19 protein-coding genes are annotated in these 25,549 nt (G+C 71.6%); 9 read left to right on the top strand and 10 right to left on the bottom strand.

Going from position 1 to position 25,549, the window contains the following annotated elements:
* Positions 1–31 precede the first annotated feature (31 nt).
* From ACBJ32_RS41470 to ACBJ32_RS41460, 3 genes are read left to right on the top strand one after another with little or no spacing between them, the layout of a single operon-like run.
* Positions 32–1,213 (top strand): nitrate/nitrite transporter, encoded by a 1,182-nt coding sequence (locus tag ACBJ32_RS41470; protein ID WP_375131460.1) that lies wholly within the window; start codon positions 32–34, stop codon positions 1,211–1,213.
* 48 nt (positions 1,214–1,261) lie between these two features.
* Entirely contained in the window at positions 1,262–2,950 is a 1,689-nt protein-coding gene (locus ACBJ32_RS41465; protein WP_375131459.1) for an ABC transporter ATP-binding protein, read from the top strand.
* 37 nt (positions 2,951–2,987) lie between these two features.
* Complete coding sequence (locus ACBJ32_RS41460; protein WP_375131458.1) at positions 2,988–4,760, top strand: ABC transporter ATP-binding protein; 1,773 nt, start codon at positions 2,988–2,990, stop codon at positions 4,758–4,760.
* Positions 4,761–4,792: 32 nt separating this feature from the next.
* Here ACBJ32_RS41460 and ACBJ32_RS41455 read toward each other — a convergent pair whose 3' ends face one another.
* A complete protein-coding gene (locus ACBJ32_RS41455; protein WP_375131457.1) occupies positions 4,793–6,130 on the bottom strand; it encodes a PLP-dependent aminotransferase family protein in 1,338 nt (445 codons plus the stop codon).
* A gap of 82 nt (positions 6,131–6,212) precedes the next feature.
* Between ACBJ32_RS41455 and ACBJ32_RS41450 the strand changes: the two genes are divergently transcribed.
* Positions 6,213–6,836 carry a LysE family translocator gene (locus tag ACBJ32_RS41450; protein WP_375131456.1) on the top strand — a complete coding sequence of 208 codons (624 nt, stop codon included), beginning with the start codon at positions 6,213–6,215 and terminating at the stop codon, positions 6,834–6,836.
* A 559-nt stretch (positions 6,837–7,395) separates the two neighbouring features.
* On the opposite strand, the gene ACBJ32_RS41445 is transcribed toward ACBJ32_RS41450, so the two are convergent.
* A complete protein-coding gene (locus ACBJ32_RS41445) occupies positions 7,396–8,274 on the bottom strand; it encodes an MBL fold metallo-hydrolase (RefSeq protein ID WP_375131455.1) in 879 nt (292 codons plus the stop codon).
* Positions 8,275–8,340: 66 nt separating this feature from the next.
* On the opposite strand from ACBJ32_RS41445, the gene ACBJ32_RS41440 reads away from it, so the two are divergent.
* Positions 8,341–9,162: a MarR family transcriptional regulator gene (locus tag ACBJ32_RS41440; protein ID WP_375131454.1), complete on the top strand. Its 822-nt coding sequence runs from the start codon at positions 8,341–8,343 to the stop codon at positions 9,160–9,162.
* 422 nt (positions 9,163–9,584) lie between these two features.
* Here ACBJ32_RS41440 and ACBJ32_RS41435 read toward each other — a convergent pair whose 3' ends face one another.
* The 3 genes from ACBJ32_RS41435 to ACBJ32_RS41425 form a co-directional block, all read right to left on the bottom strand.
* Positions 9,585–10,421: a class I SAM-dependent methyltransferase gene (locus ACBJ32_RS41435; protein ID WP_375131453.1), complete on the bottom strand. Its 837-nt coding sequence runs from the start codon at positions 10,419–10,421 to the stop codon at positions 9,585–9,587.
* A 94-nt stretch (positions 10,422–10,515) separates the two neighbouring features.
* Complete coding sequence (locus tag ACBJ32_RS41430; protein ID WP_375131452.1) at positions 10,516–11,937, bottom strand: alpha/beta fold hydrolase; 1,422 nt, start codon at positions 11,935–11,937, stop codon at positions 10,516–10,518.
* Between the two features lie 440 nt (positions 11,938–12,377).
* The gene (locus ACBJ32_RS41425; RefSeq protein WP_375131451.1) at positions 12,378–14,441 is read right to left on the bottom strand and encodes a prolyl oligopeptidase family serine peptidase; all 2,064 of its coding nucleotides are present in this window, start codon (positions 14,439–14,441) and stop codon (positions 12,378–12,380) included.
* 33 nt (positions 14,442–14,474) lie between these two features.
* Between ACBJ32_RS41425 and mshB the strand changes: the two genes are divergently transcribed.
* The 3 genes from mshB to ACBJ32_RS41410 are packed head-to-tail and all read left to right on the top strand — an operon-like array spanning position 14,475 to position 16,321.
* Positions 14,475–15,380: an N-acetyl-1-D-myo-inositol-2-amino-2-deoxy-alpha-D-glucopyranoside deacetylase gene (gene mshB, locus ACBJ32_RS41420; RefSeq protein WP_375131450.1), complete on the top strand. Its 906-nt coding sequence runs from the start codon at positions 14,475–14,477 to the stop codon at positions 15,378–15,380.
* 11 nt (positions 15,381–15,391) lie between these two features.
* Complete coding sequence (locus tag ACBJ32_RS41415) at positions 15,392–15,817, top strand: DUF6113 family protein (RefSeq protein WP_375131449.1); 426 nt, start codon at positions 15,392–15,394, stop codon at positions 15,815–15,817.
* A gap of 9 nt (positions 15,818–15,826) precedes the next feature.
* Positions 15,827–16,321 carry a flavin reductase family protein gene (locus ACBJ32_RS41410; RefSeq protein WP_375131448.1) on the top strand — a complete coding sequence of 165 codons (495 nt, stop codon included), beginning with the start codon at positions 15,827–15,829 and terminating at the stop codon, positions 16,319–16,321.
* 51 nt (positions 16,322–16,372) lie between these two features.
* Here the strand turns inward: ACBJ32_RS41410 and ACBJ32_RS41405 are convergent, their stop codons facing one another.
* The gene (locus ACBJ32_RS41405) at positions 16,373–17,323 is read right to left on the bottom strand and encodes a hypothetical protein (protein WP_375131447.1); all 951 of its coding nucleotides are present in this window, start codon (positions 17,321–17,323) and stop codon (positions 16,373–16,375) included.
* Positions 17,324–17,398: 75 nt separating this feature from the next.
* Between ACBJ32_RS41405 and ACBJ32_RS41400 the strand changes: the two genes are divergently transcribed.
* A complete protein-coding gene (locus ACBJ32_RS41400; RefSeq protein WP_375131446.1) occupies positions 17,399–17,818 on the top strand; it encodes a hypothetical protein in 420 nt (139 codons plus the stop codon).
* Between the two features lie 52 nt (positions 17,819–17,870).
* Here ACBJ32_RS41400 and ACBJ32_RS41395 read toward each other — a convergent pair whose 3' ends face one another.
* The 4 genes from ACBJ32_RS41395 to ACBJ32_RS41380 all read right to left on the bottom strand — a co-directional run bounded on the left by ACBJ32_RS41395 (position 17,871) and on the right by ACBJ32_RS41380 (position 25,544).
* Positions 17,871–20,357 (bottom strand): penicillin acylase family protein, encoded by a 2,487-nt coding sequence (locus ACBJ32_RS41395; RefSeq protein WP_375131658.1) that lies wholly within the window; start codon positions 20,355–20,357, stop codon positions 17,871–17,873.
* An 82-nt stretch (positions 20,358–20,439) separates the two neighbouring features.
* Positions 20,440–21,810 carry a cysteine--tRNA ligase gene (gene cysS / locus ACBJ32_RS41390; protein WP_375131445.1) on the bottom strand — a complete coding sequence of 457 codons (1,371 nt, stop codon included), beginning with the start codon at positions 21,808–21,810 and terminating at the stop codon, positions 20,440–20,442.
* Positions 21,811–21,830: 20 nt separating this feature from the next.
* Positions 21,831–23,675, bottom strand: a complete 1,845-nt coding sequence (locus ACBJ32_RS41385) for a sigma factor-like helix-turn-helix DNA-binding protein (protein WP_357877147.1) — start codon at positions 23,673–23,675, stop codon at positions 21,831–21,833.
* A 48-nt stretch (positions 23,676–23,723) separates the two neighbouring features.
* Positions 23,724–25,544: a UvrD-helicase domain-containing protein gene (locus ACBJ32_RS41380; protein ID WP_357877150.1), complete on the bottom strand. Its 1,821-nt coding sequence runs from the start codon at positions 25,542–25,544 to the stop codon at positions 23,724–23,726.
* Between the last annotated feature and the right edge of the window lie 5 nt (positions 25,545–25,549).

The raw sequence follows: 25,549 nt of genomic DNA, 5'->3' as shown, positions 1-25,549 counted from the left end.
ACAGAAGGTGACCCTCTGTTACACAGGGTGTATGTCTGAGCTTCGTAAAGGTTCTGAGCTGGGTAAAGGTCAGGTGCGGAACCTGGCTCTGGCCACGGTGGCGTTCGCGGTGACGTTCTGGGCGTGGAACCTCATCGGGCCGCTGTCCGGGAGCTACAGCAGGATGTTGCACCTGTCGCCGACGCAGACCTCGCTGCTCGTGGCGATCCCCGTGCTGGTCGGCTCGCTGGGGCGGATCCCGATCGGGATGCTGGCCGACCGGCTCGGCGGGCGGCGCATGTTCGCGATCATCTGCTTCGTGTCGATCGTGCCCGTGCTGTTCGTGGGCTGGTCCGACTCGTACGGATGGCTGCTGTTCTGGGGGTTCCTGCTCGGCGTCCCCGGCACGTCGTTCGCGATCGGGATCCCGTTCGTGAACGCCTGGTACGAGCCGGAGCGGCGCGGATACGCGACCGGCGTGTTCGGGGCGGGCATGGGCGGCACGGCGCTGTCGGCGTTCTTCACCCCGCGCCTGGTCGAGGAGTTCGGCCGGGCCCAGGCGCACCTGCTCATGGCCGCGGTGCTGGTGCTGATGGGCATCGTCATGCTGGGCGGCAGCCGCGACTCACCCCGCTGGTCGCCCGCCACCGGCTCCGCGCTGCCACGCATGCGGGAGGCGCTGAAGATCAAGGCGACCTGGCAGTGCGCGTTCCTGTACGCGGTGGCCTTCGGCGGGTTCGTGGCGTTCTCCACCTACCTGCCGACGTTGCTGCAGAACGTCTACGACTTCGCGCAGACCGACGCCGGGCTGCGTACCGCTGGGTTCTCGATCGCCGCCGTGCTGTCCAGGCCGCTCGGCGGGACGGCCGCCGACCGGATCGGGCCCGTCAAGGTGCTGGCGATCTCGTTCGCGGGGACCGCGCTGATGGCGCTCGTGCTGACGCTGGAGCCGCCCGTCGAGGTGCCTGCCGGGCTCAGCTTCGTGCTCATGGCGTTCTTCCTCGGGCTGGGGACCGGCGGGGTGTTCGCGCTGGTGGCCCAGGTGGTGGAGGCGTCCAGGGTGGGGACCGTGACCGGGCTGGTCGGCGCGGCCGGAGGGCTGGGCGGGTACTTCCCGCCGCTCGTCATGGGGGTCGTCTACGCCGCCACCGGCGCGTACACCGTGGGTTACGTCCTGCTGGCCGTCACGGCGGTGGTGGCGCTGGTGTACACCTTGCGGGCGTTCTCGCGATGACGAAAATGGTTTGCCGCGTGCGGGGGCGGCTGTCAGGGTTGTCAGGCTATGCGCTCCCTTCCTGAGGCCGATCCCGGCGTGCCCGACATCCGCAGCCCGCTGCGTTTCCTGTGGTGGAACGCGCGGCGGCAGACGGTCCCGTTGCTGGGAGGCATCGGTTACGCCAGCCTGTGGTGGCTGGTGCAGGCGCTCATGCCGTTCGTGCTCGGGAAGGGCATCGAGTCCGTCACCGCCAAGGACACCGGCTCGCTGCTGGCGTGGTCGGCGATCCTGCTCGGGCTCGGGCTGCTGCAGGCGTTCACCGGGATCATGCGGCACCGGATGGCCGTCTACAACTGGCTGGCCGCCGCGTACCGCACCGTGCAGCTCACCTCCAGGCAGGCCGCCAGGCTCGGCGCCACGCTGCCGAAGCGGCTGTCGACCGGCGAGGTCGTCAGCGTCGGCAACTCCGACATCGCCCACATCGGCAGCTCCATGGACATCCTGCTGCGCGGCGTCGGTTCCATCCTGGCCATCGTCACCGTCACCGTGATCCTCATCTCCACCTCGCTGCCGCTCGGGCTGCTCGTGCTGTTCGGCGTGCCCCTCATGGCCTTCGCCGTCGGGCCGCTGCTGCGGCCGCTGCACAGGCGGCAGCAGGCGCAGCGGGAGCTGTCGGGCGAGCTGTCCACCCGCGCCGCCGACATCGTGGCCGGGCTGCGCGTGCTGCGCGGCATCGGCGGGGAGCAGGTGTTCGCCGCCCGCTACCGCGCCGAGTCCCAGCGCGTGCGGCACGCCGGGGTACGCGTCGCCGGGGTCGAGTCGGTGCTCGAAGGCGCCCAGACCGTGCTGCCGGGGCTGCTCATCGCGATCGTCACCGGCGTCGGCGCCTCGTTCGCCGTCGCCGGGGACATCCCCACCGGGCAGCTCGTCGCGTTCTACCTGTACGCCGTGTTCCTCATCGGGCCCACGCGCACGCTCACCGAGGCCGCCGACAAGCTCACCAAGGGGCACGTCGCCGCCGGGCGGGTGATCAGGATCCTGTCCATCGAGCCCGAGGTCAGCGGGGGCAGCGGCGCGAGCGAGGGCGGCGTGCTGCGCGACTCGTACAGCGGTGTCACGCTCCAACCCGGCACGCTCACCGCCGTCGCAGCCGCCGATCCCGACGACGCCATCGCCATCGCCGACCGGCTCGGCCGCTACGTCGAGGGTGACGTCACGTTCGGCGCGGCGGAACTGCGCACGCTGCCGCTGGAGCAGGTCCGCTCCCGGATCCTGGTCGCCGACAACGGCGCCAGGCTGTTCAACGGCCGGCTCCGCGACGAGCTCGACGTGCGCGGCGCCGCCACCGACGCGCAGATCCGCGAGGCCCTGGGCGCCGCCTGCGCCACCGACATCCTCGAGGCCCTGCCCGACGGGCTCGACGCGCGGGTGGCCGAGGCCGGGCGGGAGTTCTCCGGCGGGCAGCAGCAGCGGCTGCGGCTGGCCAGGGCGTTGCTGACCGACCCCGAGGTGCTGATCCTGGTCGAGCCCACCAGCGCCGTGGACGCCCACAGCGAGGCCCGCATCGCCGAACGCCTGGCCAAGGCCCGCTCCGGGCGTACCACCATGATCTGCACCACCAGCCCGCTCGTGCTCGACCGGGCCGAGCACGTGATCTACGTCGAGAACGGCCGCGTGCTGGCCGAGGGGACGCACCGCCAGCTCCTGGACGGCACCCCCGCCTACGCCGCGACCGTGACCCGCGGGGAGGACTGACGCACATGGCGCTGTCGGAACGGCCGGCGGAGGACTGATGGCTCGCGAGATCCTGCCGATCGCCGATCGCAAACACGTGCGCGCCTACGCCAGGCGGCTGACGCTGAAGTACCCGCGCCGGCTCGCGCTGGCCCTCGTCCTGCACGGCCTGGCCGCCGTCGCCGGGCTGGTCGTCCCGTGGCAGCTCGGCGCCCTGGTGGAGAAGATCCAGTACGGCGTCGAGGTCAACGTCGCCGTCGTGGCCGCCGCCATCGGCGCCTTCCTGCTGCTGCAGGGCGTCCTCGTCCGGTACGCGGTGCTGGCCTCCGCCAGGCTCGGCGAGAAGGTGCTGGCCGAGCTGCGCGAGGAGTTCGTGGACCGGGTGCTCGGCCTGCCGCTGTCCACCGTCGAGCGGGCCGGGTCCGGCGACCTCATCACCCGTACCTCCCGCGACGTGGACGCCCTGTCGCGCACCGTGCGGCACGCCGTGCCCGAGACGCTGATCGCGATGGTCACGTTCGTGATCAGCGTCGGCGCGCTGGTGCTGGTCAGCCCGCTGCTCATGCTGCCGATGCTGACGGCCGGGCCGGTGCTGTGGATCGCCACCCGGTGGTACCTGCGGCGCGCCCGCGACGGCTACCTGCGCGAGAACGCCGCCTACGCCGACGTCACCGAGGGGCTGGCCGAGACCGTCGAGGGCGCCAGGGCCGTGGAGGCGCTGGGGCTGCGGGAGCGGCGGCGGGCGCGTACCGACGGCGACATCGCCCGCTCGTACGCGGCCGAGCGGTACACGCTGGGCCTGCGCACCACCTGGTACCCCGCCGTCGAGCTGGGTTACGTCATCCCCGTGGTGGGCGCCCTGCTGGCCGGCGGCCTGTTCTACAGCAGCTCGTGGGTGACGCTGAACCAGGTCGTCGCCGCCATCCTGTACGCGCAGCAGCTCATCGACCCGCTCGACCGGTTCCTGATGTGGGTGGACGAGCTGCAGGTGGGCGGGGCGTCGATGGCGCGGCTGCTGGGGGTGGCCAACGTGTCCGACGACCGGGCGCCCGCCGCGGTGCGGCCCTCCGGGGAGCTGCTGGAGGCGTCCGGCGTCCGCTACGCCTACCGGGAGGGGCGCGACGTGCTGCACGACGTGTCGCTCACCGTCCGGCCCGGCGAGCGCCTGGCCATGGTGGGGCCGTCGGGGGCGGGCAAGTCCACCCTGGGGCGGCTGCTGGCCGGCATCCACGGGCCGCGCACGGGGTCCGTCACCGTGGGCGGCGCGCCGCTGGTGGAACTGCCGCTGGACGAGCTGCGCGGGCACGTCGCGCTCGTCACCCAGGAGCACCACGTGTTCAAGGGCACGCTGCGCGACAACCTGCTCATCGCCCGCCCCGACGCCTCCGACACCGCCGTGCTCAAGGCCCTGGAGGCGGTGGACGCGCTGGACTGGGTGCGGGGGCTGCCGTCCGGCCTGGACACCGAGGTGGGGTCGGGCGGGCTCGCGGTGCCGCCGGCGCAGGCGCAGCAGCTCGCCCTCGCCCGGCTGGTCCTCGCCGACCCCCACACGCTGGTGCTCGACGAGGCCACCTCCCTGATCGACCCGCGTGCCGCCAGGCACCTGGAACGGTCGCTGGCCGCCGTACTGGAGGGGCGGACCGTGATCGCCATCGCGCACCGGCTCTACACGGCGCACGACGCCGATCGGGTGGCCGTGGTGGAGGACGGGCGGATCAGCGAGCTGGGGTCGCACGAGGAGCTGGTGGCGGCGGGGGGCTCGTACGCGGCGCTGTGGAGCAGCTGGCACGGCAGCCCGGCCCCGCGTCCGGCACCTTCAATCGACGACTAGGACGGCTGGGGCAACTGGGGCATTGAGTGCCGCTACTCGGCGACCAGATCGTCCGGCGCGGATCGGGCGAGGTCGGCGAGGGTCGTCAAGGCGCGGGACAGGGTGTCCGGCGAGGGGGAGGCCAGGCCGAGCCGGACGGCGTTCGGAGCGCTGTTGGGGCTGACGGCGAAGGCGGCGGCGGGGGTGACGGCGATGCCGTACCGGGCGGCGGTCGCCACGAACGTGTCGGCCCGCCAGGGCGGCGGCAGCTCCCACCAGCAGTAGTAGGAGCGCGGGTCGCTGCGGACGGCGAAACCGGTCAGGCAACGGGCGGCGATCTCCTGGCGCATGGACGCGTCCCGCTGCTTGGCGCGGCCCACCGACTGTGCGGTGTCGTCCGTCAGCCAGCGGGTCGCCGCCTCCAGCGCGAACCGCATCGGCGTCCACCCGCCCGAGCGCAGCGCCGTCGCCACGCGGGGTACGGCGGGGCCGGGCACGACGGCGAAACCGAGCGACAGGCCCGGCGCGAGCCGCTTGGACAGGCTGTCGACGAGGATCGTGCGCTCCGGCGCGAAGGCGGCCAGCGGAGGCAGGTCGTCGCGGAGGAAGGACCAGATGGAGTCCTCGATCGCGGGCACGTCCAGGCGCGCGAGCACGCCGGCGAGCTCGGCCCTGCGCTCCGCGGGCATGCTGATCGACAGCGGGTTGTGCAACGTCGGCTGCACGTAGATCGCCTTGAGCGGGGCCTTGCGCGCGGCGGCCTCGACCGCCGCAGGATCCAGCCCCGCCTCGTCCACCCGCAGCGGGACGAGCGTGACCCCGACCCGCGCCGCGAGCCCCTTGAGCACCGGGTAGGTGAGCTCCTCCACCCCGAGCCGCGCGCCCGCGGGAACCAGCGCGGCGATGGCCGCCGCGATCGCCTGCCGGCCGTTGCCCGCGAACAGCAGCCGATCCGGCTCCGGGCGCCACTCTCCGCGTGCCAGCAGGTCGGCGACCACGCGTCGCGCCGGCGGGGTGCCCGCCGCGCCGACCGGCCGCATGGACGCCTCCAGCACGTCGGCACGCAACAGCGGGCCGATGCCGTCGGCGAGCAGCTTGGACTGCTCGGGGACGACGGGGTAGTTGAGCTCGAGATCGATCCTGCTGCCCGTGGGCTCGACCAGCGCCGGCCCGGGCTGCGGGGCGGCGGCCCGGACGAACGTGCCCCGGCCGACCTCCCCGACGGTCAGCCCGCGACCGGTCAGCTCCCTGTAGACGCGGGCGGCGGTGGAATCGGCGATGCCGTGGCGCCGCGCGAAGACCCGCTGCGGCGGCAGCCGGTCACCCGGGCGCAGCCGCCCTGCCGTGATGTCCGCGGCGATGGAGTCCGCGATGCGCCGGTAGTCCTCCATACCTCGCGATCCAACCACGACATTGATCCGAGTGCAATTGTAACTATTGTACTGAGATTGCGTCGTCGATAGCTTCGCTGTCATGGTCGAACAGAGTGCGGTGCTCGGCGTGGTGTTGGTGGCGCTCGGCATGGTGCTGTCCCCGGGGCCGAACATGATGTACCTCGTGTCCCGCAGCACCAGCCAGGGCCGGCGAGCCGGGATCATCTCCCTCGCCGGGGTCGCGGCGGGCTTCCTCGTCTACCTGGTGGGGGCGAACCTCGGGCTGGCCGTGTTGTTCTCCGCCTTCCCCGGGCTCCTGACCGTCATCCGGATCGCGGGGGCGATGTACCTGCTGTGGCTGGCCTGGAAGACGCTCAAGCCCGGCGGGGTGTCGGTGTTCGCCGCGCGGGAGGTGCCGCCCGACTCCCCGCGCAGGCTCTTCCTCATGGGGCTGATGACCAACCTGCTCAACCCGAAGATCGCGCTCCTGTACGTCTCGGTCATCCCGCAGTTCATCGACCTCGACCGAGGGAACGTGCTGCTCCAGGGGGTCATCCTGGGCTGCGTGCAGGTGGCGGTCGCCCTCCTGGTCAACCTCTCGATCGTCGTGGCCGCGGGCGGCATCGCCGGCTTCCTGGCGGCGCGTCCCTCGTGGCTCCGCCTGCAACGCCTCACCATGGGCTCCCTCCTCGCCGTCCTGGCCGTCGGCCTCGCGCTCTCCTGACCCCGGCGGCCCCGCCCCCGCCCCGCTGCCACTCCCACGCCGACGCCTCCACGTCGGTGCTCCCACGTCGGTGCTCCCACGCCGGTGCTCCCACGCCGACGCTCCCACGTCGGTGCCTCGCACGATGGCGCCCCCCGCCGCGCTGCCGCCCCCCGGGCCGGCGCTCCAAACGCTGGGGCCCCGCCGTGCCGACGCCCCCACGCCGGCGCCTCGCACGATGGCGCCCCCGCCGCGCTGCCCACGCCGGCACCCCGCCATGCCGATGCCCTCGCCGCGCCGGCGCCCACGTTGGCGCCGTCCGCCGCGCTGCAGCCCCCGCCGCGCTGCAGCCCCCGCCGCGCTGCAGCCCCCCGCGCTGCAGCTGCCACGTCGGCGCCCCATGCTGCCGCCCGCCATATCGGGGCCCCACACTGCCATCCTCATACCGCCACCCCTGAACCGCCGTCCCAACGCCGGTGCCCGCGTCCTGCGTTGAGATCGCCCCCAAGGGAGATAGATGGATGGCGAGCGATGGTGTGTCGTGGCTGTGGCTGTGGCTGTGGCTGTGGCTGTGACTGCTTCAGGCCACAGGGTGCCAGGTCGGGCCGTCGGCGGTGTTGTGGACGCGGCCGAAGACGACGTCGGCGAAGTGCCCGCCGAAGCCGATCGTGTCCGGCTCCTGCAGCTCTTTGACCAGCCGGCGCCGGTGCACGGCCGACTCCACGGAGTCCACGTCGACGCCGGCCGACCACTCCGGATGGCGGATCTGCACCGCGGAGTGCAGCGCGTCACCGAAGACGATCATGCGCTGGCCACCGGACGAGATCGTGTAGCTGACATGCCCGACCGTGTGCCCAGGCGTGAACATGGCCCGTACACCCGGAAAGATCTCCTCGCCGTCGGCGACGGTGCGGGCCTGCGGCTCCATCGTGGCGAGCATCTCCTCGGTGATGTCGTTGGCGGCGCTCAGGTGCCGCTGCGTCCACTCCGGCTCGCCGAACAGGTACGCGGACCGGGCGAAGGCCGGCCGGTCACTGCCGGGGGCGATGTGATGGGTCCAGCCCAGGTGGTCGGGGTGGAGGTGGGTGATCGCCACCGCCTCGACGTCCTCCGGCGTACGACCCAGCTTGGCGAGATTGTCGAGCAGGTCGCCGCCACGCAGAGCACCGATCTTCTCGTTGCCCGGATCGTCGGGCAGGGACACCGGGCCCACGCCCGCGTCGATCATCAGGGCCCGCTCGCCGTGCTCGACGAGCAGCCCGCCGATCGTGGCCACCAGGTTTCCCTCGTCGTCGAGGTAGGCGGCGTTGTCCTGCCAGTCCTGCTTCGTCGCGGCGGGGAGCCAGCCGTACGGCTTGAGTGCCACCACTCCGTCGGGCACATAGCTGATCTTGAGGTCTCCGAGCTGGAGTGAACGGATGGGTGACGTACGACGCAAACGCTCGTCAAAGTTGCTCATGGCCAGGAACTTACAACTAGAACTATTCAAGCTGCAAATGTGATGACTTGAGGTATCGTGCCCGGTATGACGTCCATCGATGGTTCAGGCGCCGAGACCGAGGAGAAGATCGCTCCTGGGGTGCCGATCGCTCATGGGACGCGGACCGCCGGCACGGCCACGGGCACCGTCGGCACAGCCATGGGTGCCGCCGGGACGGAGGTCACGCGCGAAGGCGGAAGCGCGGATGTTGCTGGACGCACCGCTGAGGCGATGGGCACGGCTGAGGCCAGGAATCCGGCGGCCAAGACCGGGGGCGCCGTTGGGATCGGCGGCCCTGCCGACGCTGGGCGCGCAGCCGAGGCCCGAAGCGCCATTGAGGTCGAGGGCGCTGCCAAGGTCGGGAGCGCCACTGAAGTGCATGGTGCCGCCGAGGCCCGCACTGAGGTCCAGGGCGCCGTTGAGGTCCGGAGTGCCGTTGAGGTCCGGAGTGCGGCTGCCGAAGCTCAGGCTCTTGCCGAGCGGAACCTCTGCGGGCTCGTCAGCGCGCTGTCCCGGCAGATCGAGCAGCACGTCAGGGAGCGAGCGGTCACGCTGAACCTGACCGCCCCTCAGGCGACCGCGCTACGCGAGCTCAGCGGCCCCCTCACCATGCGGGAGCTGGCCGGCCGGATGGGGTGTGAGCCGTCGAACGCCACGTTCGTCATCGACCGGCTGGAGGAGCAAGGACTCGTCGAGCGACGCCCTCACCCGAGCGACCGCCGGGCCAAGCAACTCGTCCTGACCTCCGAGGGGAGTGCCCTGCGCGAGCGGCTGCTGGAGATCCTCATGGAGGGCTCGCCCATGGCGGGGTTCTCCTCGCAGGAGCAGATCGTCCTCCAGGATCTCCTCCAGAGGGCCCTGCGCTGAACGAGCCAGTCCATCCAAGGGCTGGATGGCGTGCGTTCGTGCGTGGTGGAGTGCCTGGGTGCGTGGAGCCTTGCGTTCGGTGGAGCGCTTTGGTGCGGTGGAGCGCTTTGGCGGCGGCGTGCTTGAGTGGGGTGGAGCGCTTTGCGGCGACGTGCTTGAGTGGGGTGGAGCGCTTTGCGGCGGTGAAGTGCTGGCCACGGTGAAGTGTTTGCGCGTGGCGGACTGCTCGTGCGCGGCGAAGGGGGTTCGTTCGCGGCGTTCTGGAGCCACTGGTACGGCAGCGCGGCCCCGCCCCCGGCACCCTTCACCCGCCGAGTGCACGGCTGGACCGTCTGGAGTCTTCGATTGACGGGTTGGAGAGCTCGGGTATCCGGGGTGGCGGCGGGGGTTGTTCCCCGCCGCCGAGGGTTTATCTCCGTCGGTCAGGGGCGGGTGGCGGTGGTCAGGCGTACCTTTCCGCGGAGCTGTACGCCGTCCGGGGTTTCGTGGGGGCGTAGCCCGTCGCGGACCGCGTCGCGGAGGATGGCGATGGTCGGTTCGTCGAGGTGGGAGAGGTTGAAGCGGACCGGGCCCATGGCGCAGATGTGGGTGGCCGCCTCGGTGGCGTCGCGGCCGAGGTTTTCCATGGCTTCGACGATGGTCATGTCGACGTCGGTGAAGCCGGCGTCGGTCAGTACCTGGTCGATGCGGGCCGGGTCGGTCATGGACATCATGCCCTGGGCGGCGGGGGACGGTCGCCGCATGTGGTCGCGGAGGGCGGCCGTGGCGCGGGAGTAGTCGCTGTCCGGGGACCCCGGGACCGAGGTGATGATGGCCAGGCGGCCGCCGGGGCGCAGGGCGCGGGCGATGTTGGCGAAGCCGGCGACGAGGTCGGCGAAGAACATCACGCCGCCACGGCTGATGGCCACGTCGTACGTGCCGTCGCCGAAGGCGTGGACCTGTGCGTCGCCCTGCTCGAAGACGGCGTTGGGCACGCCTTGGGCGACGGCGTCGGCGCGGGCTCGCTCCAGCATGGGGGCCGACAGGTCGATGCCCAGGGCGGTGCCTCGTGACGCCCTGCCGGCCGCCAGCAGTGTGGTGCGGCCGGTGCCGCATCCGACGTCCAGCACCTGGTCGTCCGCCTGGATCGCGGCTGCGGCGAAGAGCGCCTCGTTGAAGCCGTCGAGCATGCCGTTGTAGTAGTCCGGGTTGTCGGCCCAGAGCTGGCCTTCCCATCCGTTCCAGGCCTCGGCTTGTTGCGTGTTGGCGATGTTGAGCATGACGCGCACCTCTCGTTAGTTACTAGAGTTGCTCTCTAGTGACGGTTACTAGAGTTAGACTATGGAGATGTGGGCGTCAAGGGGTGCTGCTGAATCAGCAGCGGGTCTTGGTAGGGGGCAGGGTGCGGTCTGTGAGGTAGCGGTTGATGTGGTCGCGGGCGCAGGTGTTCATGCCGTAGAGCGTGTGGCCGGGACCGTCGTGATGGATCGTGACGCTGCCTGGGACCTGGGCGAGGACGCGTTCCGTTGCGTCCGACTCGCCCCACGCGCCTGCGGCGAGCAGCGGGGGGAGGTTGTCCGGAAGGGCCGCCGGCGGGTTGGTGACGGGGACGGGCCAGCCGATGCAGTTGAGGGTGTTCGTGGCGAACGTGTTGGCGGCGCCGGCGTTGGGGGCGAGCTTGCGGAGCCGGGCGATCGTGGTGGTCAGCTGCTTGAGGCTGGTGAAGCGGGGCCAGTCGGTGCATTCCGTGACCGGGGTCACCTGGTCGGGGTAGCGGGCGCCCCTGGCCGGGACGAAGTCGGAGGCGTCGCCCTCGCTCGCCTTGCGGATCGCGGTGGCAAGCTTGGGCCAGGCCGCGGCGCCCTGGCGCGCCAGGCCCAGGGCGAAGGACTGGAGGTCGCCGGCCTTGTAGGCGACGTTCGGGGTCTTGGTGGGAACGGGGGTGCCGGTCGCCCGGGTGATCAGCTTGCGCCAGAGGGCGGGCACGTCCTTGCAGCCGTTGGTGGCGCACCAGGTGAAGAAGCGCCGCATGGACTGCTCGTTCGTGGTGGCCATCGCATCGAGCTCGCGTTGCCAGTCGGCGACGCTGTGGTTCCACGTGCCGTCCAGGACCATCGTGCGGATGTTGCCGGGGAAGAGGCGGGCGTAGTCCTGGCCGTAGAAGCCCGCGTAGGAGGCGCCGTAGTAGTTGAGCTTGCCGTCACCCAGAGCCTTCCTGATCGCCTCCATGTCTCTGGCGTGGTCGGCCGAGCTCATGTTGGCGAACAGCTCCGGGTCCTTCAGGCGGCACGCCTCGGCGTAGCCGCGGTTGGTGTCGGACAGGCGGCCGAAGTCGGCGTCGTCGCGCGGGAGGTCGGCGATGGGGATGCGGGTCCACGTGCACGGCAGTCCCGTGCTGAGGCCCTGGAACTGGTCGCTGCCGTAGCCGCGGGTGTCCCACGTGACGATGTCCATGCTCTTGCGCAGGTCGGTCCACCAGCTCTGCAGGGATCGGGTCGTGGCGATGCCCGGGGCGCCAGGGCCGCCGTAGGAGATCAGGACCGAGCCCTTCGAGGCGCCGGTGGCTTTCAGGCGGCCGAGCTTGAGGGTGATCTCGCGGCCTTTCGGCTTCTGCCAGTCGGCGGGAACCTGGAGGTCGGCGCATTCCATGCCGGTGTCGTTGTCGTTGGGGCATGGGCGCCAGCTGAGTGCGCTGCCGCTGCTGCTGTTGTTGCTACTGGTGGCGGGGGGCGTCGCCTGCCAGGGCTGTAGGGCTGTGCCGAGCAGGGTGAGGGTCAGGGCGAGGGGCTTCAGCATGGCGTTCACGATGCCGGAGCGGGTGGGCGGGGCGCGTCGGACCAGGGTTTGGTCTTCGGGGGAGGGATGTCGGACCACGGGTTGATGGACCGTAGCTCGATTCAGGCGCGAGAGCGGGTCCGCCGCCGGTGGGTCGATGTGCACGGCCGGAGGAAGAGGGCGGGCGGTTCGCCTGTGCGTACGGGGCGTCGGCACCGGACGGGCCCTTCCACCACGTGGCGGGATGGCCTGCGAGGCGGTTGATGGCGGGTGGTCGGAAGCTGGTGGGACGGTTGGTGACGGGTGGGCGAGCCTGCGGGGCGGCTGGGGGCAGGGCCGGGCTGGGAGCCTACGGGGCGGTCGGAGATCGGGCGGGCTCGGGGCTCCTCACCGGGCGGACGCGCCGGCGGACGGATGCCGTCACGCCCGCGCGCCCCTCCCCGCCCCGATGCCCGCCGGGATCAGCCCAGCGACTTCTTCAGGAAGTCCACCTGCAGCAGCAGCAGGTTCTCCGCCACGACCTCCTGCGGCGTCATGTGCGTCACCCCCGACAACGGCAGCACGCTGTGCTGCCGCCCGGCCGCGAGCAGGGCCGAGGACAGCCGCAGGGTGTGGGCGGCCACGACGTTGTCGTCGGCCAGGCCGTGGATGAGGAGCAGCGGGCGCTCCAGTTTGGCCGCGTCCGCGAACAGCGACGACTTCTCGTACGCGTCCGGCTGTTGCTCGGGATCGCCCAGGTACCGCTCGGTGTAGCACGTGTCGTACAGCCGCCAGTCCGTCACCGGCGCCCCCGCCACGGCGGCGTGGAACACGTCGGGGCGGCGCAGCACCGCGAGCGCCGCCAGGAAGCCGCCGAACGACCAGCCGCGGATGGCCACCCGCGTCAGGTCGAGGGCGTCGGGATACTGCTCGGCCACGCCGTGCAGCGCGTCGATCTGGTCCTCCAGGGCGGGGGTCGCCAGGTCGCCGAGCACGGCGCGCTCCCACTCGGTGCCCCTGCCCGGGGTGCCGCGGCCGTCGGCCACGATGACGGCGAAGCCCTGCTCGGCGAACCACTGGCTCTCCAGGAACGCGCCGCGCCGGTTGAGCACCCGCTGCGCGTGCGGCCCGCCGTACGGGTCCATCAGCACCGGCAGCTTGCCCGACCCCTGCTCGTACCACGTGGGCAGCACCACGGCGGTGGCCAGCTCGCGGCTGCCGGAGCGGCCGAGCGAGACGCGCAGGTCGAGGCCGGGGCGCTCGGCGAACGACGGGATCGGGACGGCCATGCCGTCGCGGCGGACGACCGTGGTGGAGACGCCCTCGTCGTCGAGGCTCTGCTCGCTCAGCACGCCGACCCCGCCCGCCATCCGCCCGGAGAACACCCCGGAACGGGTCGAGACGGGCAGCAGCGAGTGCCCGTCCCACGTCCACAGGTGAATCTCGGTCGGATCGCCGCTCGCGCTGAACAGCACGCTGTCGTGGTCGACGTCGAGCACGGCGCGCACCTGCAGCGTCGGCGGGGTGACCGCGCGGTCGCCGACGAACAGCCGGTGCCCGCCCTCGGAGTTGGCCACCCACACCAGCGAGCCGTCGTCGAGGTGCGCGGGCACGCCGCCGACGATGTCGATCCACGCCGGGTCCGTGTCCTCGCGCACGAGGGCGGACGCGCCGGTCGCCGGATCGACCGAGAACAGCCGCATCGTCCGCTGGTCGCGGGTCAGCGTCACGATCGACAGCGCGTGGGAGTCCCACGCCGCCGTGACGAGGTACTCCTCCTCGTACGGCACCGCGACCCGCGACCCGTCGAGCCCCAGCACGAACAGCTCGGTGCGGGCGTTGGGCGTGCCCGCGGCCGGGTAGCGCTGGGCCGCCGGCGTGCGGTCGGGGTTGGCCGGGTCGGCGATGTGCCACACCCGCACGGGAGCCTCGTCGGCCCGCTCGACCAGGAGCGCGTCACTGGTGGGCGACCACCAGTAGCCGCGCATGCGGTCCATCTCCTCGGCGGCGATGAACTCGGCCAGCCCGTACGTCACCGTCTCCGACTCCGGCGAGGCCAGCGGGCGGTCGTCGCCCGTGTCCAGGAACTGCACCCGCAGGGCGCCGTCGGAGACGTAGGCGACGTGCCGCCCGTCGGGCGACAGGCGGGGGTCGACGACCCGGCCCGGCGTGTACAGCGTGCGCGCCTGCCCGCTCGGCAGCTCGACCACGTGCAGCCCGCCGGACAGCGCGAAGCACGCCCTGGTCAGCGCGGTGTCGGTGGCGTAGGCGACCACGCCGCCCGCGGCCTCGCGGCTGCGCTCGCGCCGGGCGCGCTCCTCCGGCGGCAGGTCCTCCTCGTCGGCGTGGAGCGTGCGCGGATCGACCACCAGCCGCTCGACGTGGGTCTCGGTGTCGAGCTCCCACAGGCACGTCACCGGATCGGTGCCCGACTTCGTCCGCAGGAACACCACCCGGCCGCCGTCCGGGGAGATCGTGAAGCTACGGGGGACCCCCAGGGTGAACCGTCGGGTCCTGGCTGACAGGCGCGGGAAGCTCTCGCTCATGGCGTCAATCCTGCCATTGCTACGCTCGTGGGCATGACTGATCGACGGCTCCTGCTCGTGCACGCCCATCCGGACGACGAGTCGATCGGCACCGGCGCGACCATGGCCAAGTACGTCGCGGAAGGCGCCCACGTCACGCTGGTGACCTGCACGCTCGGCGAGGAGGGGGAGATCATCCCCGGCGACCTCGCGCACCTGGCCGCCGATCGGGGCGACGCGCTGGGCCCGTACCGGATCGGCGAGCTGGCGGCGGCCTGCCAGGCGCTGGGCGTCGAGGACCACCGCTTCCTCGGCGAGCCGGGCCGCTGGCGCGACTCCGGCATGATGGGCGTGGCCTCCAACGACCACCCGCGCGCGTTCTGGGGCGCCGACCTCGACGAGGCGGCGGGGGAGCTGGTCAAGGTCATCCGCGAGGTACGCCCGCAGGTCCTGGTCACCTACGACGCCAACGGCTTCTACGGCCACCCCGACCACATCCAGGCGCATCGGGTTTCGCGCAGGGCGTTCGAGCTGGCGGCGAAGCCGGACTTCGGCGAGGGCGAGCCCTGGCAGATCGCGAAGTTCTACCACACGGCCGTCGCCAGGTCCGTCATGCGGCGCGCGGCCGAGGCGCTGCGCGAGGCGGACGTCGACTTCCTGACGGAGAACGTCGACGACATGCCGTTCGGCAGCCCCGACGAGGACATCACCACCGAGATCGACGCCCGCCCCTGGATCGGCAACAAGCTGGAGGCGCTGCGCGCGCACGCCACCCAGATCAGCGTCCAGGCCCCCTGGTACGCGCTGTCGAACAACATCGGCCAGGAGGTGCTGGCCGTCGAGCACTACACGCTGGCCATCGGCGTCCCCGGCCCCGCGGTGCCCGGGCCGCCGGTCGACGCGGGAGGCCTCGGTGAGCCGCACAACCGCGAGAACGATCTCTTCGCGGGCATCCACTAACCTCATTCGACATGGAACATCGCAGCCAGGCCGAGTCGGCGCTGGGCGGGGCGGCGTACGGCATGCTGTTCGTGCTCGGGGTCGTCATGGCCGTCGTGGGCGGCTTCACGCATCCCACGTGGCAGGTCGGTGTGATCCCGGCGTCGGCGATCGTCTGGGTGCTGGCGCTGTTCGGGGTGTGCCTGGGGGCGGGCAAGCTGATGCGCGCCAGGCTCGGGGCCATGGCGACGGCGCTCGGCTGGCTGCTGGTGACCATGCCGTTCACGCTGGAGCTGGGGATGGGGGACCTGGTGATCGCGTCCGGTCCGCCCGGTTACGTCTACCTGTACGGGGGATTGCTGGGCCTCGTCGTGGCCTATCTGCTTTCGCCCACGTCGGGAGGGGGATCATGGCTCTTGCGGGGGTACCCCTCCGAAAAATCAGACGTAGAGGCATAAAGTAGCTAGGTGCATTCCATCGAGCGGCACGTGGACCCGGGAGCGTACCGCAAGGTCGTCGGCCGCTTCGCCACCGGAGTCGCGATCGTGACGACCAGGCTGGGCGACGACGATCACGCGATGACGATCAACTCCTTCACCTCCGTCTCCCTCGATCCCCTGCTCGTGCTGTTCTGCGCCGAGAAGGTGGCGCGCTTCCACGACGCCGTGATGGAGGCCGGGTTGTGGGGCGTGTCGGTGCTGCCGGCCTCCATGGAGGACGCCTCGCGCTTCTTCGCCCACCGGGGCAGGCCGCTGAACGGGCAGATCTCCAGGTGGCCCCACCACCGGGGGGAGTCGGGGGTGGCGCTGTTCGACGGGGCCATCGCCACGGTGGAGTGCGCGACCACGGCGGTGCACGACGGCGGCGACCACTCGATCGTGGTGGGCGCGGTGACGGCGCTGGGCACGCCGTCGGACGGGGCGCCGCTGCTCTACCACGAGGGCCGCTACAAGTCCCTGTGAACGAGCCGGGCCAGGCACATGGTGCCTGGCCCGAGCAAGGTGTCCGCGGCCCTACTGGGCGGCGGGAGCGCTGACCGACTCCGACGGCGAGGTCGTCGCGGTGTCAGTGGGAACGCTGGTGTCGGTCGGGGCGCCGGTGCCGGTCGGCGTCGGGCTGTCCGTGGGCAGCTCGGCCGGCGGCTCCGACGGCGGCGGGCAGGTCGGGATCCCCTTGGGGCTGATCGTGGGACTGACCGTGGGCGACACGGTGTCCGTCGGGGATTCCGTGGGTGGGGTCACAGTGGGGGTTTCGGTCGGTGTCGAGGTCGGGGTTTCGGTAACGGTCGGTGTCGGCGTCGGGGTGTCCGTGACGGTGGGCGTCACCGTCGCCGTCGGGGGGACGGGGACGGTCGGCTCCTCCGAGGGCGGAAGGGTGTCCGTCGGCTCGACGTACGGCTGACAGGTGAACGTCTCCGTGACCGTCGGGCCGGGCTCGGTGACGGTGACCGTGGGACCTGGTTCGGTCACCGTGACCGTCTCGCGGACGGTGACGGTCGGCAGGGGCGCCATGCTGACGCCGGCCTGCCCTCGCTTCTTGTACGTGCCCCGGCCCAGCCGGGTGGTGGCGCTTCCGTCGCCCCCGACGACCGTGAGGTCCACGCTCGCGGTCTTACACGCTCTCCTCTTGCACACTCGCTGTTCGACGTTGAATAACGCCGCCCCTTCATAGGTGATCGAGACGTTCAGGTAGGAGACGCCTCTTCTCTTGACCACCCGCGTCTCGGCGGTGTACTCCCCGTCGGTGGGGGTGGGTGACGCCGTCGGGCTCGTGGTCTCGGTCGGGGTCGGCGACGTCGTGGGGGGCGGCGACGTCGATGGGTCGCCGGCTAACGCCACCTGCGCGTTGAGAGGAGTGTCGGTGAATCGTAGGGAATCGGCCGCTGACGTCTGGGTGATCGCGACTCCGCCGGCTCCTGCCAGTGCGACGGTGCCGAGCAGCGCGCCCAGGGTGGAGAATCTCATAATCCTGCTCTTGTGGGAGATTTCAGGACGGGGATCATTATTCCGACTTGTCAAGATTGGTCAAGACTCAGACGCATGAACAGGCGCTTCCGGTTCCGGCGCGCGGTGAACTACGTGAATCTCTCCACACCGCTCGGCCTGCTGATCGCGATCATGGGCGGCGCGTCCAGGCAGCCCGGCCCCGACGGGCTCGTCCTGGCCTTCGGCTACCGCTACCGCTTCCCTGTCGCCGGGGCGTTCACGGTCGGGAACGTGGTCCTGACCAGGAGAGACGCGCTGGACGAGCGGCTCATCCTGCACGAGGGACGGCACGCCACGCAGTGGGCCTGGTGCCTCGGGCTGCCGATGTTGCCGCTCTACCTGCTGGCCATGCTCGCCTCGGTGGTCGTCTGCGGTCACCAGGCTTCGTACAACGTCTTCGAGCGCCTGGCCGGTTTGGACGACGGCGGATATCCGCACAAGCACCTGTGGTGGCGGCGAATCAGGGGCTCCTGATTGACACGCTCTGTAAAGGGCGCCACCCCTCCGCGAGGAGCGGCGCCCGGCGTCAGGGAGTCAGTTTCAGCGTGTGAACTGCGGCTTTTTTCACCGATTCCGGCTTGGACCACATCGGCAGCAGGTCGCCCCGCGCCCACGCCTCGGCCTGATCCCAGTAGTTGTCGTGGAAGGCGTGCCCGGAGGCTCCCGTCAGGTTGATCCACCGGGACTTGTCCAGGTCCGACAGGTCGACGACCATCCGCATCGACGGCACAGCGGTGATCGTGTAACCGCTCTGAACGTTCCAACCCGTGGCGTTCACCGCGTCCTTGCCCCCGCCCACCGGCAGCGGCCCCCGGTTGAACAGGGCCTCCACCGGCGCGATGCCCGAGGTGCCGAGCGACCCGTTGACCAGTTCGAGCTGGTGCAGGTCGCCCCAGCGCCACGCCTTGACGTCCGTCCCGAGCCGGTCGGCGAGCTCCTGGTGCGCCGAGGCCAGGGCCTGGCGGAGGATGTCGTCGCGGGTCTCGGTGAGGTTCTTGGTGGTCGTGTCGTCCCAGAACGGGTCCTCCGGGGCCTCCAGCAGCCGCCTGACGACCTCGTACCAGCGGTCCCCTCCCGTGGGGCGGGCCGACTCCGGCAGGTCGTCGTCGAACGTCAGCGTGAGCACGTGGCGCCAGACGGCGTTGAAGTACGCGGCGGCGGCCGAGCCCGTGCCCTGCTCGCCGTCCCACGTCTCGAGCATGTCCCGCGCCTGGACCGACGGGCCCGCCAGGTCCACCCGCATCAGGGCGGGGACGAGCGTATCGGCGAAGCCGTTGTGGGTGTCCTGCTGGATCTCGGACATGGTGGCCGCGTCGATCGGGCCCTTCTTGATGGCCTCCTTGATCAGGGTGCGGATGCGTTCCGAGCGGTAGCCGTACGACCAGTCCTTGGCGAGCAGCGGCTTGTACCGCTCGGGGTCGATGACGGCGTTGTTGGCGGTGACGATGAAGCCGTCCGCCGGGTCCTCGACCGAGGGGAGCTGGTCGTAGGGGATGGGGGCGGGGTTCCAGTCGTACGCGCCGCTCCAGCCGGGGACCGGCCAGGTGCCGTCGCCGGTCTGGCGGACGGGGATGCGGCCGGGGGTCTGGTAGCCGATCTTGCCGGAGGTGTCGGCGTAGATGAGGTTCTGCGAGGGGACGTCGAACAGGGACGCGGCCGCCTTGAACTCCTGCCAGTCGCCGGCCCTGTTCAGCGCGAAGATCGCGTCGGCCGTCCTGCCGGGCGTCAGCGCCGTCCACTGCAGGGCCACCGCGTTGGCCTCCCCGCTCGGCCGGGCGGTGGGGATGACCTCGTTGATCAGCGGGCCGTGCCGGGTGCTTCTGACGGTGAGCGTGACCGTCTTGCCCCCGGCCACCTTGATCTTCTCCTCCCGGGTCTCGAGCGGCAGCCGCGAGCCCTCGTACAGGTACGTGTCGCCGTCCACCTGCTCCAGGAAGAGGTCGGCCACGTCGGCGCCCAGGTTCGTGAAGCCCCAGGCGATCTTGTCGGTGTGCCCGATGATCACGCCGGGCACGCCCGAGAACGTGAACCCGGTCACGTCGTACGGGCACGCCTCCGTGATCTTCCGGCAGTGCAGCCCGGCCTGGTACCAGACGGACGGCAGTTGCGCCGACAGGTGCGGGTCGTTGGCCAGCAGCGGCTTGCCGCCGGCGGTGTACTCGCCGGAGATCACCCACGAGTTCGAGCCGAGGCCGGACCGGTCGGCGGCGCCCATGGTGCTCGGCACGTCCTCCAGCATGCGGGCCGCGCCGGCCAGCGCCCGGTTGCCGCGCAGCCGCGGCTCGGCCTGCTGGTCGAAGCGGCGCTGGAGGAGGGCGCCCTCGTTGACGATCGGGAGGTGCCGGTCGTAGGGGTAGCCGGGGTAGAGCTGCTCGACCCGCTCCCTGGGCAGCTTGGTCAGCGCCAGGGCGCGGTCGATCTCGTCCTCGACGTTGGAGCGCAGGTCCCACGCCATCGCCTTCAGCCAGGCCACGGAGTCGACCGGCGTCCACTTCTCCGGCGTGCCGCCGCCGCCCTGGAGCTTCAGGATGGAGTACTCGAGGCTGCGGTCGGAGGCGTTCGGGTTGGCGCTGAGCCAGGCGTTGACGCCGTTGGCGTACGCGTCGAGGTAGCCCTGCGTCTCCTGCGCCAGGTCCGGCACCTCCTGCTCGGCCACCCTGCGCCAGCCCATGGTGCGCAGGGCCTTGTCGTTGTCGAGGGTGGAGGCGCCGAAGAGCTCCGAGAGGCGCCCGGCGGTCATGTGGCGGCGGAAGTCCATCTCGAAGAAGCGGTCCTGGGCGTGGACGAAGCCCTGGGCCATGAACAGGTCCGCGGCGCTATCGGCATAAATATGGGGGATCCCCGACTTATCCCGATAAATCTCTACGTTCCCGGTCAGGCCCGGGAGCCGGAGCGACCCGTCCACCTGCGGGAACGACTTCCGCACCGTGTAGACGACGACCCCTGCCAGCACCAGAACCAGCGCGAGAAGAACGGTCAACACCCGAGCGGACCACCGCAATGGCCGCGGCATCCACGCAAAGGGTCTCACCGCCACCTCCTTCATGCCGAACTGGCATCAAGTCTGGCAGTTCTTGATCACTCCTCCGGACGCTTCAGACCATCCACGTCTGCCCCTCCGAGGTGTCGGAGACGCGTACACCGAGCTCGGCCAGCTCATCGCGCAGGCGGTCGGAGCCGGCCCAGTCCTTCGACTCGCGCGCCCGCTCCCGCGCCTTCAGCAGCTCGGCGGCGCCGGGCGGCAGCACCCTGGGCTTGCCGATGTCGATGGACAGATCGAGCCCCAGCACCTGGTCCAGATGCAGGAACGTCTCGAACTTCGCCCCCGGCGCCACCGACTCGTCCCGCTCCAGCTCCCGCAGGACCCGCAGCGCCGCCGGAGTGTCGAGGTCGTCGTCGAAGGCCGCCTCCGCCCGCTCGACGTGCGCCTGCGACAGGGGCGCGCTGACCGACTCGGCCCACTCGGCCACCCGCGAGCGCCACCTGCGCACCGTGCGGTCGGCGGCCTTGAGCGTGTCCCACGTGAGGTTCATCTGCTGGCGGTAGCGGTGCTCCAGGAACGCCATGCGCACGGCCAGCGGGTCGAGCCCGGCCGCCACCACGTCCGCGAGCAGCACCACGTTCCCCGTGGACTTGGCCATCTTCTGCCCGTCGAAGAGCAGGTGCTCCCCGTGCACCCAGTGATCCACCACCTCGTGGCCGGTCGCCGAGTTCGACTGCGCCCGCTCGTCCTCGTGGTGCGGGAAGCGCAGGTCGATCCCGGCGGTGTGGATCTCGAAGCGCGGCCCGAGAAAGCGCAGCGACATGGCCGAGCACTCCACGTGCCAGCCGGGGAAGCCCCGCCCCCACGGCGTCTCCCAGGTCAGCTCGCCCTCGCCGGGCTTCCACAGGGCCCAGTCGGCGTGGAAACGCTTGCGCGGATCGACGGTCTCGATGCGGTGGGCGGGCTTGAGCGCGTCGAGCCGGTTGCCGGAGATCTCCCCGTAGGAGGGGAACGTCCGTACGTCGAAGAACACCGACCCGTCGGGCACGGCGTAGGCGTGCCCCTGCTCGATCAGCTTGGCGATCAGCTCGACCATCAGGTCGACGGTCTCGCTGGCCCTCGGCATGTGCTCGGGCGGCCGGAGGTTCAGCGCGGCCGTGTCGGCCTTGAACGCCTCCTCGTAGTGGCGCGCCAGCTCCAGCGGCGAGCGGCTCTCGGCCCGCGCCTGCGCCAGGACCTTGTCCTCGCCCTCGTCGGCGGTGTCGTCGACGAGATGGCCGACGTCGGTGATGTTCTGACAGGCCACGACCCGCACCCGCCGCCGCTCCAGGACCCGCCTGATCAGGTCGGACAGCAGGTACGTACGCAGGTTGCCCACGTGCGCGTGGCGATAGACCGTGGGCCCGCACGTGTACATCCGCACCGCGCGCCCGGCGGCGATCTCCTCGACCTGCCTGGCGCGCGTGTCGTAGATCCGCAACATCTCCCGAGCTTAGCCCGGCGTCATCCGCCCAGGAAACCGAGGATGTCCCTGTCGCCGCGCTCGCGCAGCCTGGCCAGGATCTCCTCGCGGGTGGCCGTGTCGGACAGCCCGATCCTGGCCCCGATCAGCCGCAGGCCCTCCATCTCCGAGCTGACGGGCGCGGTGTAGCCGAACAGGTAGAGCGCCCGGTTGATGGGCGGCATGTTGACGGGCGCGGCCGGCAGGTAGCGGGTCAGCAGCTCGCCGCCGTCGGACACGGTCAGGAAGACGTGGTCGCCCTCCTGCGCCTTGTACTCCGACAGCACGTTGCGGATCGAGCCCATCGTGGGCTGGTTATGCCAGCTGATCACCACGTCGCCGGACGGCGCGGAGGCCGTGAGCTGCCCGCCCGGCGCCATCCCCAGGTACGCCGCGAACCCCGTCGGCAGCGGCGACCCGGACCCGCGCAGGTGCTCGGCGTTGACGTCCACGCGGTGCCACCAGCGGCCGTCGCGGGAGCGGAAGCTGCGGCGCGTCTCCGAGACGTCCTTGCGCGGCTGGTACGGCTCCGCCTCGCCGCCGGGGGCGGTGCCCGCCACCCTGATCCAGCCCCGCTGCGTGCGCTCGAACCCGGGCCCGCCCGAGTACGCGCGCACCGAGCTCTCGCTCACGTCGTAGCGGGAGGTCAGGTTCGCCACGATCGTGCTCACCGAGGCCTCGCCGCCGGCCCGCTCGATCTCCCTGGCGATCATCTCCCTGATGCCCAGGTACTCGTCGCCGCCCCACCTGGTCAGCCCGTACTTGTTGCGGTCGACCCGGCGGAAGCGCTCGTCGGCGGTGAGCTGGTTGCGGATGCCGACCAGGCTGTAGTCCTCGCCGATGCGCTCCTGGATCTCCTCGGGCGACAGCGGCGAGCCCGCCACCGCCAGCACCGCCTCGGCCTTCTCGTTGATGCTGCGCGGCCACGGCACCACGTGCTGGCCCAGCACCCGTAGCTGCGGCACGGCCAGGATCCACCGCTCGGCGACGTCCTCGCGCACGCCGAGCTGGGAGACCATGGACACGGCCTCGCCGAGCGGGTGCGGCCCGTCGGCGAAGAGCTGGCGCGTCTTCTCCCTCAGCTCGTCGGCCCCGCCCGCCACGAGCCAGCCGTCGGCCTGCTCGTAGCCGGTCAGCAGCGTGCGCACGAACCGCCACGCCGGGATCCCCAGCGTGCGCAGCTCGGTGCGGTGCCACGGCACGGTGGCCTGCAGGTCGTCGGCCGGCGCCGCGGAGCCCAGCCGGCCGCGCAGCCAGGCCACGTGCGCGACCAGGGCGGCGGCCTCCGGCCTGCTCAGCCAGGCCTCCACGTGGTCGCGCAGGTCGCGCTCGATCTGCCTGATCCGCTCCCGCGTCACCGAGAACCGCTGCGCCAGCTCGTCCAGCGTGGCCCGCTGCGTGGCGTACAGCCGGTCGCGGGCGATGGCCCGCTGCCGGTCGTCCAGCGCGCCGAACAGCTCGTCGATCAGCTCGGGCAACGGCCTGTCCGGCCTGGACGGCCCGGGCACCGGCTCGGGAGCGGGCTCGAGCAGCCGCTCGAACACGCCGCTGAACAGCTTCTGCACCACGTCCTTGCCCAGCGTCTCCGGCGACCGCTCGGCCTCGGCGGGGTCGGAGAAGCGCAGCAGCGGCAGGATGTCGCCGAGCATGAGGTGCCCCCAGCAGGCCACGGCCAGGTCGGCCAGGTGGCCCGCGACGGTCTGCGTGCCGACGATGGCGCACGCGCGGTCGAGGGGGATCGCCTGCCACCAGGCCTCGGGCAGCTGGGGCTCCTCCACGATCGGCGCTATCTGACCAGGGGAGGTCCAGCGCAGGGGTGGCGCGAGGTCGCTCAGGCTGAGGTTCATTGAGGTCCAACCGGCAAAGGGAAGATATCCGCAGTTCAGACTATGTGATCAGAGGGGTAAAAACGGGCTGCCTCTTCCGGAATGGGAGATATAGAGCATCGAGCGCGCCCGGGTGCAGGCGACGAACAGTATGCTCCGTTCGCGTTGCAGGGCACGAGCCCGCGCGTAAGGCTCGTCCGGTGGCGGCCCGGGCACCACGCCCTCCGCCACCCCGATGAGCGCCACCCGCTCGAACTCGAGCCCCTTCAACTGCTGGAAGGTCGACGCCCGCACGTCCAGGCCGGTCAGCGCGCGCTTGGCGGCGCGGACGAACCGCTGGTCGCGGGCCGCGACGGCGATCTCGCCGGCGGGCACGCCGTCCGCCAGCCACGCGTCGATCGTGCCGCGCAGCCCGGCCAGCTCCGCCTCAGGCGAGTCGTACGCCCTGACGACCGGCCGCTCACCGTGCCGGCTCGCGCTGAAGGCCGACAGGTCGGTCACGCCCTTGACCAGTCCGGGCGAGGGGCTGCCGCCGCGCAGGCGTACGGCGAAGGAGAGCAGCTCCTGGGTCAGCCGGTGGGAGCGGTCGAGCGAGTGCTGGACGGCGGGGATGCCCACCGCGCCGAGCGCCACCTTCGTGTCGGTGACGCGCTGGTGCGGGTCGCCGACGATGAACAGGTCGTCCCGCGCCCGCGGCACGGCCGCCCTCAGCAGCCGCCACTGCGCCGGGCTGATGTCCTGTGCCTCGTCCACAACCATGTGACGGTACGGCTTGCGCCCCGGATCCACATCGTCGAGCAGATCACCTGTCGAGATCGACAGCAACCTGAGCGCGTCCTCCGTCAGCTGGGCCAGCGAGCGCGCCCCCGGCCCCACCAGCGCCGGACGGCGGCCCTCCGCGCCGGCCACGATGCGGACGGCCAGGCGTTCGGCGTTGTCCACCTCGACCCGCTTGCGCACCACCTCGTCCTCGATCAGCAGGTCCAGCTTCGCCGACAGCTCGTCGGCCAGGCTCTGCGAGAACGTCACCAGCAGCACAGGGCCCGCCCCCCGCGCCGCCAGATGGGCCGCCCGGTGCAGCGCGACCACGGTCTTGCCGGTGCCCGCGCCACCCACGACCAGCACCGGGTGCTCGAACCTGGCCGCCCTGGCCAGCCGGTGCTGCGGCGGGTACAGGAACGTGCACCAGCCCGGCGCCTCCAGCACCCGGTCCAGCGCGACCTTGTCGGAGACGAACGCCGCCCGGTCCGGGCTGCGCCGCAGCGCCGCGTACAGGTCCTCGGGGTCGATCGGGCCCGGCTCCTGCTCGGTGGCGCGCCAGGCGTTCAGCTCCCGCCACGCCTCCGACAGCGAGCCGCCCCTGGCCAGCACCGCCAGCGGGACGTACTGGGTGGGCGGCAGGAACGGCTCCAGCGCGGCCACGTCGGCCTCGGTGGTGATCAGGCGGAACAGCGGCAGCGCCTCGAGGTCCAGGCCCAGCCCGAGCAGGTCGCCGTCGCAGATCGGCGCGAACAGCCGGGAGGACCTGGCAGACCTGCGTAACGCGGGCTCCACCCGCTCCAGCGCCTCGGCGTCCCACTCCTCCACGACGCCGATCGCCGGGTTGACGCCGTAGCGGTGGCGGCGGGCGTACGACCAGGCGTCGGGGTCGGGCAGCAGCGTACGCAGCCAGTACACGTCCCGCTGCCGCACCACCACCCCGCGATGGCCCTCGGTCAGCCGCAGGGTCGCCACCCGCGGGTCCCTGGCGCCCCTGACCCTCTCCGGGTGCGGGGCGCCCGACACGTTCAGCAGGAACCGGCGCAGCGCGACCACGGCGTCCCTGCGCACCGGCTGGGCCAGTGCGCTGAGCTCCCTGGGAAACTCAGGGCCGATCGCGAGCCGCGGCACCCGGC

The sequence above is a fragment of the Nonomuraea sp. GTA35 genome (genome assembly GCF_041950525.1).
In the GTDB taxonomy this organism is placed as follows: Bacteria; Actinomycetota; Actinomycetes; order Streptosporangiales; family Streptosporangiaceae; genus Nonomuraea.
This window is presented reverse-complemented; position numbering and strand designations above follow the sequence as displayed.